This is a genomic window from Corynebacterium jeikeium (genome assembly GCA_003955985.1).
Lineage (GTDB): Bacteria > Actinomycetota > Actinomycetes > Mycobacteriales > Mycobacteriaceae > Corynebacterium > Corynebacterium jeikeium_D.
Map to the genome: position 1 here is coordinate 674,042 of CP033784.1, position 14,523 is coordinate 688,564.

Genomic DNA, 14,523 nt, shown 5'->3' on the forward strand with positions numbered 1-14,523 from the left:
GTTCGAGTATTGGTCCGGAGGTTGTGCCACAATGGTGCACATGAACGTAGATGGAATGCCGAAGGTTCGGTTCGTCCAGGAGGAACCTCCTCGTCGTCGGCAGTGGTTGGGTACTGCGGTAGAGGCGCTTTTCCCTTCCCATAATCAGGCGCTCGTGGTAGAGAACAAGCTTGTAAACCAGTCTGTTGTGCGCGTTTTAGGCGGCCCAGGGACTGGTAAGAGTTCGCTGCTGGCAGATCTCGCGGTGGACTACATGCAGGCGGGCATTCCGGCGGACAGCATTTTGGTGGTGTCACAGTCAAAAGAGGCCGCCGCGGAATTGAGGCGGGATATTGACAGGCGTTTTTCCTCTGAACTGGGGGAAGGCGGTTCGGTCGGGGCAGGTCAAGGTGGCATGGTGCGTGCCGTGCATTCGCTTGCCTATGCAGTAGTACGTGATGCCGCTGTCAGTCGGGGAGAGCCTGAACCATCGTTGACCACTGGTGCACGCCAAGATGCTGTCGTGCGGCAACTTTTGGCCGGTCATGCGGAAGATGGTGGTGCGTATTGGCCAGAGCGGTTGCGCCCGGCTCTTCCGTTAGTCGGTTTTTCCCGTGCGGTTCGTGACTTTCTGCTGCGTGCAGCTGAGCGGGGGATTGATGCCCCGAGGCTTCAGCAGCTCGGCGTGGACTATGGCATTGAGTCGTGGTGTGCGGCTGGCAAGTTTATGGCGGAGTATCAGCAGACTATGCGGTTGGCGTGGGAGCCCAGCCTGAACGCTGCAGAGATTGTCTCTGCGGCATTGATGGAGCTGGATACAGACGCGCAAGCACTGGCTCGGTGGGGAAAGTCGGTGGTGCTGGTCGATGATGCTGAACACCTATCCCCGGAAGCTGCGCGTCTTGTGGATCGGTTTGTGTCGCAGGCGGCCGTAGCCGTCATTACTGGTGATGAAGATCAATCGGTATTCCATTTCCGCGGTGCTAATAATGACTATCTCCGGGGGACTGGTGAGGTCGAGTACAAGGCAATCCACTTGCAGCAGTCTTACCGCTGTAACGCTGATATCGCGGATTTAGTCAACGCAGTTTCTCAGCGCTTGCCTAAGGCTCCTGCATACCGTGGCATTGTCGGTTCAGTTGGAGCACAGGAAGCTCGTGAATCCGAAGTTGGAAACAACAGCGATACCGTCGCAGCGGAAAACTCGTACGCAGCTAAAAGTGCAGTAAGCATAGCTATTCATCCTTCTGAACGTGCACAGCGAGCCACAGTCGCGGACTACTTCCGGCGCCTTCATATTGACGAGGGAGTGGCATGGAAGGATATGGCGGTCATCGTCCGGTCCGGTGCAGGGGAGTCCTCTCTGTTCCGTGCGTTGTCGCGTGCGGGTGTGCCTGTGCAGATTGACCCAACGGACATCGTGCTAAGTCATCAGCGATTGGTGCGAGCGCTGATGGTGGCGTTGCGGGCAACTATGAACCAGCTCGATGACGTGGAGTGGGACGAGTTCCTCTCCGGCCCATTGGTCAACATGGATCCGATTGTCAAAGAGCGTCTGCTGCGCGGAATCCGAAAGGCCGACCTGTTCGGCGGGGCCGCGATGACTCAGCTCATCGGAATCTTGAAGGCAGAGGGACTCACAGCTGAACAGCTGGAGCTTATTGAGTCTCTGTCGCAGCGTGAACGTCAGGCGCTGCAGGTGCCGCTGGATCTGTTGAGCGCAGCTCGTGAAGCGTTGCGCGATGGTGTGGAAGCAACTTTGTGGGCAATTTGGCAGTCCACTGGTTTGGCAGACCATCTGGTGGCGGCATCGTTGCGCGGCGGTACAGCTGGCGCATCGGCTGACCGCGATTTGGATGCTGTGATGGCACTGTTCGACTTTGCTGGTGACCGTGTGGAGCTGAATCCAAAACTGACGGTTGACGGTTTTATCGCTTCTGTGGAAGAGCAGGAGCTGCCCATCGGCGCACGTGACCGTAGCGGGGTAGAGCGCGATGCCGTGCGCATTCTCTCAGCCCATGCGGCTCTGGGCAGGCAGTGGAAAGCAGTAGCGGTTGTCGGAGTCCAGGAAGGCCAGTGGCCCAGCCTCGGTGTGACTGGCTCGGTGATGAAGCAGAACGAGTTCATCGGTCTCGTTGATCACGGAATTGAGCCGCGGGAGTACATCAATTCCATGGCGGATGCGCTGGCGGAGGAACGTCGTTTGCTGCACGTCGCGGTATCACGGGCGAGCGACAGGGTACTGCTGACCGCAGTCGATTCTCCTGACGATGTTGGAGTTCCCAGTCCGTTTATTATCGAGCTCGTTGAAAAGCTCGGTAATTCGGTGACGGAGCTGGTGAAACAGTCGGAAGCATCGTCGTCTGCGAACGGAGTCGGGGCTACGGCTAATGAAGCAAACGCCGGCAATCCGGATGTTGCAGAGGCAGAAGATGTCGCATGGGCCGGTGAAGGCCTGCCACGGGTGCTCTCTGTGGAGTCACTGCTGGCAGAACTGCGTGCAGCCGTTGTGGACGATGCGGAGACTGAGACGCGGCGTCGACAAGCTGCACGTCAACTCGCGCGATTGGCGCAGGTTGAGGTTGCTGGCGCACATCCAGACACCTGGTGGGGGCTCCGTGCACCGTCGACTTCGAAGCCGGTAAATGACAAGAAGCCGATGAGGATCAATCCCTCCAAGGTGGAAGCAACCCTGAGTTGTCCGTTGAAGGCCATGTTGGATAAATCAGCACCGACATCGGCCATGTATCTGGGCTCTCTACTGCATCAGGCGGTAGAAGCAGTCGCCAAGGGAGTGACTGTGCCTGAGGCTCAGTCTGAGATCCGGCGTGTTTTTGGGGACCTGTCCGATGATCCGGAGTGGCGTAAGCGTACTGAGGAAGAGACCTGGTTGACCGGGCTGGAGGATTGGCAGCGGTGGATTGAGACTAAGAAAGATATCGGAACCGAGGTCCCAGTAAATGTCAACATCAACGATGACATCGTGATTGTCGGACGAATCGACCGGTTGATTGAAGACGCTGATGGTGCAGTTCAAATCGTCGATATTAAAACCGGTAAGACAGCGCCCTCCGGTAAAGAAGTAGAAGGACACGCACAGCTAGCTACATATCAACTGGCGCTGTCGAAGGGGAAGCTCGTTGAAAGCGGAGATGGGCTCGCTGTGGACAACGGCGAAGGCATTGAACAATCTGGGGCATACCTGGTATTTCCGCGAAAGTCACACAATAAGACCATTATCACTAGCCGCGAACAGTCAAAGCTCACGGAAGACAAGTTGGCTGACTGGGAGCGTCGCGTAGAGCAGGTAGCACGTGCGACGTCTGGCCCGCGTGCCTTGGCGCTCGCTGGTGATCATTGCAAGTTCTGCACGCTTTCGAAGGCGTGCCCGGCAGCAGAAGGGAATCGGTAGTCATGTCGGAGGAACGAACCATCATTGATCCCGTCACCCTGTCGGAGATGATGGGGCAGGACTTTCCGCCCACCCCGCAACAAGCGGCGGTAATCGGTGCACTGATGGAACCAATGCTTGTTGTCGCCGGTGCCGGTGCTGGTAAAACAGCGACAATGGCTGCCCGTGTTGTGTGGTTGGTCGCCAACGGCTTTATCCGCCCAGAAGAAGTTCTAGGTTTGACCTTCACCAGGAAGGCAGCGCGCGAGCTCGGCGTCCGTATCCGCCAACAGCTGAATGCGCTTGCTTCTTCCGCTGCATTTCGTGCACAAGCTTCACCAGAGGTGCTAGCAAGCCTCGAGGTCATTGCCCCAACCACGCTTACTTACGATGCCTATGCCTCTGAAGTCGTGAGCAATTATGGTCTTTTGCTGCCGACGGAGCCGGGGGTCACCATTATGGATGGCGCGACGCAGTGGCAGTTGGCCTGGGAAACAGCTCGCAATGTGACCGAAATTGATGTCGATATTGCGCCATCAACGCTGGCCAGTCGCATTATTGAGCTGGGGTCGAACATCGACTCAAACTTGTCTACTCCGCAGGCGATTCGCGAGGAAACCGAAGCGTTCATCAGCAATATTGAGCAGACCCCGCAGAAGGGTAAACGCGAGGGGCTAATTGGCGATCTACAGGGCATCGTCGATAAGCAGCGGGAGAGATTAGAGATTTTGCCGCTGGTAGAGCAGGTTCGAGCTCGGTGCAATGAAGAAAATGTAGCCACCTTTGGTATGCAGATGGCTCGTGCGGCCCGGCTAGCCACCGACTTCGCGGAAGTCGGGGAGGAGGAGCGGCGTCGCTTTAAGATCATCATGCTCGACGAGTACCAGGACACGTCGCACACACAGCGGCTGTTCCTGCGTGCGCTGTTCTCCGGTGGTTGTGTCACCGCTGTCGGCGATCCGATGCAGGCAATTTATGGCTGGCGAGGAGCAACGGCCGAAAACCTTGTGCAGTTTGTCAATGATTTTCCGCGGTCGGATGGGCAGCCAGCGGAGAAAAAGCAACTGACCATTTCTTGGCGAAACCCGCAGTCAGTGCTGCAGCTTGCTAACGCAGTCTCCGACCGTGCTTTTGCGGGGCAGGCTCGTACGGTAGAGGCACTGGATGCGGGGCCAAAAGCAGGTCAGGGCGAGGTGCAGCTTGCTTTCACTGCAACCGGTGAGGAAGAAGTTGCATACATCGCAGATTGCATGGAGGCGCAATTACGCGAATGTGAAGCAGCTGGCAACAAGCTCGATGCTGCCATCCTGGTTCGGACAAATGCTGAATCGGCTGTCTATTTAGATGCACTGTCTGAGCGGGGTGTGCCTGCAATCATTGTGGGACTCGCTGGATTGCTGCACTTGCCCGAGGTCATGGATATCACCTCGGTGATGAAGATATTGGTCGACCCCAGTTCAGACCAGGATGCTCTGCGTCTGCTACTCAGCCCACAGTTCAATTTGGGTGCCGCAGACGTGGAGGCACTTCGCACTCGTGTAGATCAGCTGGCAATCACAGGAAAGGACGAGTTGGCCCGCAAGAAGGGCAACGTCGAAGAGACTTCAGACTCCTCACCGCTTTCCCAGCTCGCTCGCCAGTATGACAAGCTCGTGGAAGATGCCGAAGCAGCATCGTCCGCGGTGGGGCTGGGGCACGCCATCGCCGACCCGGATATTCGTTTTTACGACGGCACCCCGCTGGCGCGCGGCAGTGTGGAAAAAAATGGGCGGTTGGTCTGCAGCGAGTCACTGAACTACACAGATGAAGCAATGGTGCGCATCGCACAGTTGGGTGCAAGCCTACGAAAACTACGCCGGTTCTCGCTGAATAAGCCTCTGCCGGAACTGGTCGAGGACATCGCTACTGAGTTTGGAATTCGCGTAGAAGCAGCGGCCGGACAGTACGGTTCCGCTACCGCGATAACCAGGCCGACGACTGCACATCTGGATCGGTTTGTCGATATCGCTGCGACGTATTCTCAAAATATCTCGGACGATGTGACAGGGTTTTTGAACTATCTGGAATTCGCTGTCGAACACGATGATGGCTTGGAACGGGCACCTATGAACATGCCGGAAAACTGTGTCCAAATCATGACTATGCACAAGTCAAAGGGCTTGGAGTGGGAAACCGTTGCTGTTCCGGGCATCACCACTAGCAAGTTCGACAGAGTTGATTTGTCATCGTGGCTCACCAATTCAGTTCAGCTTCCTCCTGGCGCAATTACTCAAGTGGATCCGCTAACGGCTAGTGCGGAAACAACAGAGGATGCAACGCAGCTTGCAGCAGGCGATTGGGCTCCTGTCGCTGATTCTGTCGATAGCAACGCCCCCGAACTGGACATATCAGGCACCGATAACCAGACCGACCTCAACAAGGTGATCAAAGCCTACAAGGAAGAGCTGCGAGAAGTGGAGAGGGAAGAAAAACAGCGCCTCTTCTACGTTGCCATGACTCGCTCCGCGAAAAAGCTCATTGTCACTGCAAGCAGGCGGCCTAATCCGAGCTTGAAGAAACCCACCGACGTGTCGGCGGACTTCGCAGCCATCGCCACTCAATTCAGTGACTATGTGGTGTCGTGGACAGATGGGGAGGACCCTGAGGTAGAGGACACTGAAGTCGATTTGGACTGCGACACTGCGGTTGATGGGGTGGTCTGGCCCGTCGATACCCTGGGCAACCGCCGAGATAGTGTGCAGCGAGCAGCCGAAAGCGTCATGCGCTACATGGGCGAAGACCAGGATGAGCGCCCCATTGCAGGTGACCTGTCTGAGGTATGGGAAACGGAAACGACCATTCTCGTGGATGAAATCCTTCGAGCTAAGGCCGCGGAGATTCATCTACCAATGCCGACAAGCATGTCCACTAGCGAATACCAAGCGATGATTGCGGATCCGGTCGCGTTTGCTCGTCGGAAAGCACGCCCGGTGCCGTTTAAGCCAAACCGATTCGCGCGCCGAGGTACGGCATTCCACGCTTGGTTGGAGAATCGCTTCGGTGCACACAGTCTGCTGGACGATGAGGATCTCTTCGGGGATCAACTGGATGACTTCCTCGGCACAGAACAAGTCGCGTCCGAACGCGAACTGGAGAAATTGAAGGCGAATTTCGAGGCATCTGAGTGGGCTGACCGCACGCCAACGCATGTAGAGGTGCCGTTTGAAATTGCCATCGGGCAGAGGCGGGTCGTCGGCCGAATCGACGCGGTGTTTAACGACAACGGGAAGTGGAGCGTCATTGACTGGAAGACAGGCCAGATGCCGCGCGGAAAGGAAAGGGAAGTAGCGGCGCTACAGCTGGCGATTTACCGCCTGGCGTGGTCGGATAGGCTGCGCGAGATGGGAATGGAAACTGCCCTCGAAGACATTGAAGCCGGGTTCTTCTACGTTTCGGCAGGACGGACGCTAATACCAGATGAAGCGCTACTGCCAAGCAGGATAGAGTTAGACAGGAAAATGCGCGAGCTGATTGGATAATCATCTACGTATGTAACTGCCGCGTGGCCGTGGCCAGTTATCCAGGTGAAAGCAGCAGTTTGTATGCGCTATTTTTCACCGGGAGGAGTTTTCATGAAAGGCAGGCGAGGAGCGGTTGCGTAATCCAATTCGGAAATCTTCGGGATACGAAACCGGGCTCAATGATCTTCCCGGGCATGCACTGCTGGGAGTCATTGGTCTGCCTGAGTCCGCGCCGAAGAATCCTTGGCGGCTAATCATACGTCGTTTGAACTACGCCGTGTTTTTGCTGCTGATTGCATCCGTCGTGGTCTACTACGACCACGACGGATACACGGAGCCTCTCACCTTCATCGATGCGGTGTATTACTCGGCTGTCAGCCTGTCGACGACGGGCTACGGTGACATCACGCCGGTCACACAGAGGGCTCGATTACTCAATATTTTGATCATTACGCCACTGCGTGTGGCCTTCCTTGCTCTCTTGGTCGGTACTACTCTGACCGTTTTGACCCAAGAGTCTCGGAAAACCCTGCAAATTCAGCGCTGGAGGAGACAGTTGCGCAACCACACCGTCGTTATCGGATACGGCACCAAGGGTCGTTCTGCCATTGCAGCTCTTCTCGCGGACGGCGTAGATCCGGCAGAAATCGTTGTTATTGATACGGACAAGGAAGCACTCGACCACGCTTCGAATCAAGGCTTGGCGACGGTGCATGGGTCGGCTACTAAATCTGATGTGCTGAAGTTAGCTGGTATTCAGCGTGCCCGCTCTATAGTCGTTGCACCGAACAAAGATGACACAGCGGTGCTGGTCACGTTGTCTGTCCGCGAGTTGGCACCGGGTGCCTCAATTGTGGCTTCAGTGCGTGAATCAGAAAACCGCCACTTGTTGACGCAGTCAGGTGCAGACCAAGTGGTCATTTCTTCTGAAACCGCCGGCCGAATGCTGGGGCTGGCCACGGTGACTCCTTCGGTGGTGGAGATGATGGAAGACCTCCTGAGCCCGGATGAAGGATTCTCTGTTGCAGAGAGGCTCGTCACCGAAGAGGAAATCGGTGCCAGCCCACGGCACCTCGCGGATATTGCACTCGGTGTGGTGCGCTCGGGTGAGCTGTACCGAATTGATTCACCGGAGTGTGAATCGGTGGAGCCAGGCGACCGGCTGCTGTACGTCCGCCGTGTCTACAGCAATGACGAATAGCACTCGACAAGTTTAAAAATGGGGTCTAACAACTTTTGACTTACTCAGAGGCGGATGTGAACGAGCCGGAATATCTAGCTGGGCTGGATCCAGATCAGCGTGAGGCAGCCACGGCTCCGATGGGGCCGGTGTGCATTCTTGCCGGAGCCGGTACAGGTAAGACCCGAACAATTACTCATCGCATCAAGTACCTCATTGACCAGGGGTTTGTGCAGCCGCAAAAGGTATTAGCGGTGACATTTACCTCGCGTGCCGCAGGGGAGATGCGCGACCGCCTGGCAAAGATGGGAACGCCTGGAGTCCAGGCGCGCACTTTCCACTCGGCATCACTTCGCCAGCTGCGCTACTTCTGGCCCCAAGTCGCCGGTGATATGCCCTGGCAGCTGTTGGATGACAAGAAATTCCGTGTTGTCGCCCAAGCAGTACGTCGAGTGGGCCTGGACACCTCTAAGGAAACAATCCGAGATGTCATGGGCGAGATTGAGTGGGCGAAGGCCACTCTGGCCGGTGCGGATCAGTACCAAGCCGCGCTGCGGGAGCATGGGCGCACGGCGCCTCTGTCTGCGGAGAAAATTGTCGATTGCTATCGCGCTTACGAGGACATAAAAACCACCCCGGACGGGCTATTGCTCGACTTCGACGACCTACTCATTCACACCGCCGGTGCGATGGAGAATTCCCGTGCAGTGGCGGAGGAATTCCGCAACCAGTATCGGTGCTTCGTCGTCGATGAGTACCAGGATGTCACCCCGTTACAGCAGCGAGTTCTCAACGCCTGGCTGGGAGACCGTGACAACCTGACAGTTGTCGGGGACGCCAACCAGACGATTTACTCTTTCACAGGCGCGACTCCGCAATACCTGATGAACTTCTCTCGGGACTACCCGGAAGCCACAGTGGTCCGCCTGCAGCGGGACTACCGATCGACCCCACAGGTCGTCGGTCTGGCTAACAATGTCATCGGCCGTGCGCAGGGACGTATCGCCGGCTCGCGGCTGAAGCTGATTGGGCAGCGTGAAGACGGCCCGGAGCCGACTTTCAATCAGTACGACGATGAGCCAATGGAAGCTCGCGCGACCGCGCGCAGCATCAAGCGACTTATCGACGCGGGTACGCCGGCATCGGAGATTGCCGTTTTGTACCGGATTAACGCACAGTCCGCAGTTTTTGAGCAGGCTTTGTCCGAGGTAGGAGTCGCCTACCAGGTTCGTGGCGGGGACGGTTTCTACCAGCGTCCCGAGATCCGCGATGCCATCGCAGCACTTGTGCGAGTTTCCCGTTCCTCACGGACTGTTCCGACATTGCAGGGCACGAATCTGTTGGATTTGGTCAAGCAGGTTTTCGCGGGTCTTGGCATGACTGACCAAGAGCCGGAAGGCACTGGTGCCAGGGAACGTTGGCAGTCACTGCGCGCCCTATTCGACCTGTGTAAGGACATCGTTCATGCCAACACCGAGGTCAATATCCAGGCGCTCCTCGGCCAATTGCACACTCGGCAGCAGGCCAAACATCCACCGACGCTGGATGGCGTGACGCTGGCTAGCCTGCATGCAGCCAAGGGGCTGGAGTGGGATGCGGTGTTCCTCGTTGGGCTTACCGACGGTTCGCTGCCTATCCAACATGCGCTGAATAAATTCGACCGTTCTCCTGCGCAGGGGGCGGAAGCCATCGAAGAAGAGCGCCGTCTGTTCTATGTCGGCATTACTCGAGCCCGCGAACATCTGGAGCTATCTTGGTCATTGTCGCGGACAGAAGGCGGCCGCAGGTCACGTCGCCGCACACGATTCCTCGATGAACTCGACATTGATGTCTCTGACTACTCGGCTGAGGCACAGCGAAGCTCAAGGAGCTCTAGTTCCCGCAGTAAGCGTCAGCAGTCCAAACAGTGCAAGGGCTGTACTAAGCCATTGCACACCGATGCCGAGCGGATTTCAGGGCGTTGTGAAGAGTGCCCAGTCAGTGCGGATCCTGCACTACTGGAAGCATTGCGTGCATGGCGCTTGGAAATGTCGAGGGAAATGACGGTCCCCGCATTCGTAATCTTCTCCGATGCGACCCTTCTGGCCATCGGTGAGCAGCAGCCGACTACGCCGGAGGAACTTCTGCAGATTCCCGGAATTGGAGAAGCGAAGCTCAATCATTTCGGCGAAGGCATCTTGGGAATCGTCAATTCTTTCGTGAATTCCTAGTCAGATTCTGCTCAAGGCACTTCGAATTACATGAACTGCATCTGCGAGTTTCCATGACCACACACTGGGCACTGCGGGTGGGGAGCAACAGTAGTGCGAGTGATATCGAGGCTTTCCAGATCTATGCGCACCTCCGTTGCACATAGATCTGAGAGATCCGGCCGCCGCAGCTGCCCAACCAACAGTGGCACCGCTGTGTTCAGCCATTCCGGTGCGGCCACGGGCGTAAAAGTGCGAAGCTGTAGCGCAATCAGTGCCCGGACGGGGTCGCGGTCTCGTCGATAAGCTTCGAAACACATCGAGCAGGGTCCTTGACCTGGTTGAACAAGTGGCCCAAGAATCAGTGCCCCATCGCGGAAATGCGTGTGCAGATGCTCAATTCCACGATGAAACAGAGCGCGAACCAAGGGCATGCTCGGTACTTCCATGCCCGTGACCACCGCGAGCCCGATCTCTTCCGGTGTGGATTGAGATATTTTCAGCGTCGCATTGCGGGTGGGCGACATTGCCGTCGTCCAACTACCACAACCCGTGCGACGAAGCTCCTTTAAAAGTCCGGTGCGCAAGCTGTCCCGACCAATCAGCGTAATCCTCCGCCGTGTCGGTGGTTTTTGGACCAGCGCGGCTCGGTGAAGGTCGGAGATAAGTGCGGTAATGAACTGCGGTGACAGTTTGTCGTGACTGTCAGTAAAGGCCTCGCTTAAGGTGCTACCTCTATGAGCTGCAAGAAGCGCCGAGAAGACAGGCCCCGGCGGGGTGCCGTCGGAAAGCGGCAGAATCATGCTGCGCTCCGGTTCCACGCCGAACTGAATCCGCGCGCCTGGGCGCATGACAATCGGTACCTCCGGCCGCAGCGCGTAGTCCGTGGCAGGCGCGGCAAGTGTTTGTGCAGCGGGTGCGTGCGAACCTATTACGCCAGCCGTACCATCCCGCCCCCGAGACGTATCCCTGTATTCCCCCATAAAAATATCTTTTACCCCGGGGCCAGCTTTTACGCAATCGCAGCGCAGAGCATATACGCTTAAAAAGCATGAGCACCAAGCGACCTGAGTACGGCCCGGATGTTGAGGTTCGGCGCTCGAAGCGCCGCCGCCGTACTGTGTCCGCCCGCGCGGAGGGAAACCGGATCATTGTCATGGTTCCGGACGATCTCAGCGCCGCTGCGGAAAAACAGCAGGTCAATGAAATTGTTGCGCGAGTGCGGAAGAAAGTTGGCAGCAACCTGGATAATTCCGAGCTGGAGCGCCGCGCACGGCTGCTCTCTCGTACGGTGCTGGAAGATCGCCCGCGGTTCGAGTCAATCAAATGGGTCAAGAACATGTCGCGCAGGTGGGCATCCGTCACCGGCGGTGTCGATAGTCCTGGGCGCATTCGCATTTCGCACAGGCTTGCCGACGTCCCGGGGTACGTCCTCGACGATGTCATTGTGCACGAACTGGTGCACACTTTCGTCGACGGTGGTCATACCGAAGAGTTCTGGTATTGGGCGGCAAAAGCCCCGTACCACGAACGGGCACGGGGCTATTTAGAGGCGTATCAACGCTGGGGAACCCAGAGCTAACTCGCTACTTATCGTCGTCGGCGTCACTGTCGTTGCCCTCAGCCGCGCGCTTTTCGGCTTCTTTGCGCAGCTGCTCTTCAAGCTCTGCGATCGGGTCGAAGTCATCGTTTTCCGAGCCGCCAAGAACCGAGTCAATAAAGGCCGCGGGTTCATCCAAATCCTCTGCCACGGGCAGGAAGTCCGGGTGATCCCAGACCTTGTCGCGTCGCTCGATGCCCACAGCGGTGGTCAGACGGTGCCACAAGTTGGTTGCCTCACGCACCTTGGGGGATCCGAGGTCAATGCCGGTGGCCTTCTCCAGTGCCTGTTCAGCACCTTCGGTGGCGCGGCGACGACGCCAGGCTTCATCCAGTTGTGCGGCACCCGGTAGACGCTCACCGAGGGCATCGGTGACAACCATGTCCACCCACCCTTCGACCAGTGCTAGCAGCGTCTGGAAACGAGTACGAGCATTCTCGTTACGAGAACGAATCTTCGGGCTCAGATCCATATTCTGCAGCTCGCTCATAGCTTCCTGCATACGCTGCGGATCCTGCATGTTCTCAATATCCAGACCGCGGGCGGCCTCTTCAATCGCGGAGTAGTCGATGACGATGCCGGCAGCGTACTCCTCGACAGAGGAAATCATGCGTTCAGCCAGCCATGGCACGCGGTCGAAGAGACGTTGGTGGGCAGCTTCGCGGGCAGTGGCGTAGATAAACAGATCGCGCGCTGGAACCTCGAGTTCCTCCGCGAGAGCGACGAGATGCGTTGGCAGCAGTACCGCCGCACCAGTGGTGTGTAGTGGCAGTCCGAGGTCAGAACCAGTCAGGCTCGTCTGTGCCAATTCAGCCAGCGCATTTCCTAGCTGAGTACCGAAACTCATCGAGTTCATCTGGCGCATGATGCCCAGCATCGGCCCCATCATCTCGCGAGCTTCCTCTGGAACGCCCTCGAGGGAGGCATCACTCATGCGGCTGGCGACGGGATCGACAAGGCGAGTCCATGTCGACTTGGTGTTCTCCAACCACTGCAGGCTATTCCACGCTTCTACGCGGTTGACACCAGCCGGCAGGGAGGTGACGTCATCTAGCCACAGTTCGGCCAGGCGCAGGGAATCAGTCAGCGCCTCGCGGGCCGAGTCCTTCACCGGAGCCGGGTTACCAAGACGGGTCCGCGCAACGCGCTCGGCCGCGTCGTAGTTGACAGGGCCAGAGTTAGACTCCTGGAATCGCTGCCCCATGCCGGAGAACATCTCGCCGAACTGGTTGAGAATATCGCCCAAGTTCGGCTGGTCCCCCTTGCCGGAGGCGCCGCTGCCGGGCTGCCCGGGGCCGCCGAAACCGAAGCCACCGGCGCCGCCCATGCCACCGAAGGGAAACCCGAAGAAACCGAAAGGACCGCCCTGGCCGCCCTGACCGCCCTGACCGGAGTCATTGTTGCCAGCGTCGTCGCGATCGTCATCATTGTCGTTCGGACCAAAGCCAAATCCGTTAGAACTCATGCTCCCACCGTACCGGGCAATGACCCGCGTGAGTACTTAAAAGCACCACTTTATTGGCAACTTCGCGCCCAGCGAACAGACACGGACAAGATTCATCAGGTGTCCAGTAGGCAGATAGCGAGAATGTAGGGTGTTATTTGTGAATCGTCGTACCCAAACTCTTGTTGCGGGCGCTGTGCCCATCGCCGCGTTGGCAACTGTGCTCTCGCTGCCAACGCTGACAGTGCCCTATGCCGCGCAGGGGCCTGGCCCGGTCTTCGATGTTCTCAGCGATGTCGAGGGCAAGAGCATTATCTCGGTCAGTGGCAGTGCTGCGGACTCCGAACTCTCTAAGGGCACGCTGGATATGACAACCGTCGCAGTCAGACATAACCTGACATTGCCGCAGGTCATTGGCCTGTGGTTCGATCGTGACAACGATATCGTCCCCATTGAGGCGGTCTTCCCTCCGGGCCAGAGTCAGGACGAGGTGGAAGAGGAGAACAAGGCTGCATTCACCGAGTCAGAGGCCAACGCCACCTCCGCTGCGCTGGCACATCTCGGGTTGCCGATGGAAGTCACCGTCGCCTACACAGTGCCGGATAGTCCCGTCGATGGGCGACTGCATGAAGACGATGTGATTCTCGCCGTGGATGGGGTGGCCGTAAGCAAGCCTGAGCAAGTCAAGGCGATTATTGCCGGACGCAACCCGGGCGATACTGTCACGTTGAGGGTCAAGCCTGCGACCGTCGATAAGCAGAAGGCTACTAAGGGCGAGGACTCTGACCCCGAGAAAGCCGTTGATGTTTCTGTGACACTGGCGGAAAATCCGCATCAGAAGAATGCCGCGCTGCTCGGCGTTGGGATGGGGGCGCAATCCGCGGACGACACCAAGGTTGAGTACCAGCTCAGCGGCATTGGAGGTCCGTCTGCGGGGCTCATGATGACGCTCGGAGTGATTGACAAGCTGAGTCCAGGCGATTTGACCGAGGGGCAGCACCTCGCTGGCACCGGCACTATTGACGCTGCCGGCAACGTGGGCGAAATCGGTGGCATTACACACAAAATCTCGGCCGCCCGAGATGAGGGCGCCGAGATGTTCTTCGTGCCGGAAGGCAATTGCGCAGAGGCTGTGACTGCCGACCGAGGCGATATGAAGTTGGTAAAGGTCTCTGTGCTTGACGACGCGCTTGCGGCAATCGAAAAGCCGGAGACCGCGCAGACCTGCTCGTAGTTTTTG

At 57.6% G+C, this 14,523-nt stretch carries 8 protein-coding genes; 6 read left to right on the forward strand and 2 right to left on the reverse strand.

Features of this window, described 5'->3' with window-relative positions; genetic code table 11:
* Positions 1 to 31 precede the first annotated feature (31 nt).
* The 4 genes from EGX79_03005 to EGX79_03020 all read left to right on the forward strand — a co-directional run bounded on the left by EGX79_03005 (position 32) and on the right by EGX79_03020 (position 10,260).
* Positions 32 to 3,391, forward strand: a complete 3,360-nt coding sequence (locus tag EGX79_03005) for an ATP-dependent helicase (protein ID AYX81243.1) — start codon at positions 32 to 34, stop codon at positions 3,389 to 3,391.
* A gap of 2 nt (positions 3,392 to 3,393) precedes the next feature.
* The gene (locus EGX79_03010) at positions 3,394 to 6,888 is read left to right on the forward strand and encodes an ATP-dependent helicase (GenBank protein ID AYX81244.1); all 3,495 of its coding nucleotides are present in this window, start codon (positions 3,394 to 3,396) and stop codon (positions 6,886 to 6,888) included.
* A 115-nt stretch (positions 6,889 to 7,003) separates the two neighbouring features.
* Positions 7,004 to 8,071, forward strand: a complete 1,068-nt coding sequence (locus tag EGX79_03015) for an Ion channel protein (GenBank protein ID AYX81245.1) — start codon at positions 7,004 to 7,006, stop codon at positions 8,069 to 8,071.
* A gap of 56 nt (positions 8,072 to 8,127) precedes the next feature.
* Entirely contained in the window at positions 8,128 to 10,260 is a 2,133-nt protein-coding gene (locus EGX79_03020) for an ATP-dependent DNA helicase UvrD2 (protein AYX81246.1), read from the forward strand.
* Positions 10,261 to 10,286: 26 nt separating this feature from the next.
* Here the strand turns inward: EGX79_03020 and EGX79_03025 are convergent, their stop codons facing one another.
* Positions 10,287 to 11,222, reverse strand: a complete 936-nt coding sequence (locus EGX79_03025; protein ID AYX81247.1) for a bacteriocin biosynthesis cyclodehydratase — start codon at positions 11,220 to 11,222, stop codon at positions 10,287 to 10,289.
* 68 nt (positions 11,223 to 11,290) lie between these two features.
* Here EGX79_03025 and EGX79_03030 point away from each other — a divergent pair, with 68 nt between their 5' ends.
* Positions 11,291 to 11,821, forward strand: coding sequence for a M48 family peptidase (locus EGX79_03030; GenBank protein AYX81248.1), 531 nt, complete (start codon positions 11,291 to 11,293; stop codon positions 11,819 to 11,821).
* A gap of 4 nt (positions 11,822 to 11,825) precedes the next feature.
* On the opposite strand, the gene EGX79_03035 is transcribed toward EGX79_03030, so the two are convergent.
* Positions 11,826 to 13,304, reverse strand: a complete 1,479-nt coding sequence (locus EGX79_03035) for a hydrolase (GenBank protein ID AYX81249.1) — start codon at positions 13,302 to 13,304, stop codon at positions 11,826 to 11,828.
* Positions 13,305 to 13,443: 139 nt separating this feature from the next.
* Between EGX79_03035 and EGX79_03040 the strand changes: the two genes are divergently transcribed.
* Positions 13,444 to 14,517 (forward strand): PDZ domain-containing protein, encoded by a 1,074-nt coding sequence (locus EGX79_03040; protein AYX81250.1) that lies wholly within the window; start codon positions 13,444 to 13,446, stop codon positions 14,515 to 14,517.
* The last annotated feature ends 6 nt before the right edge of the window (positions 14,518 to 14,523 follow it).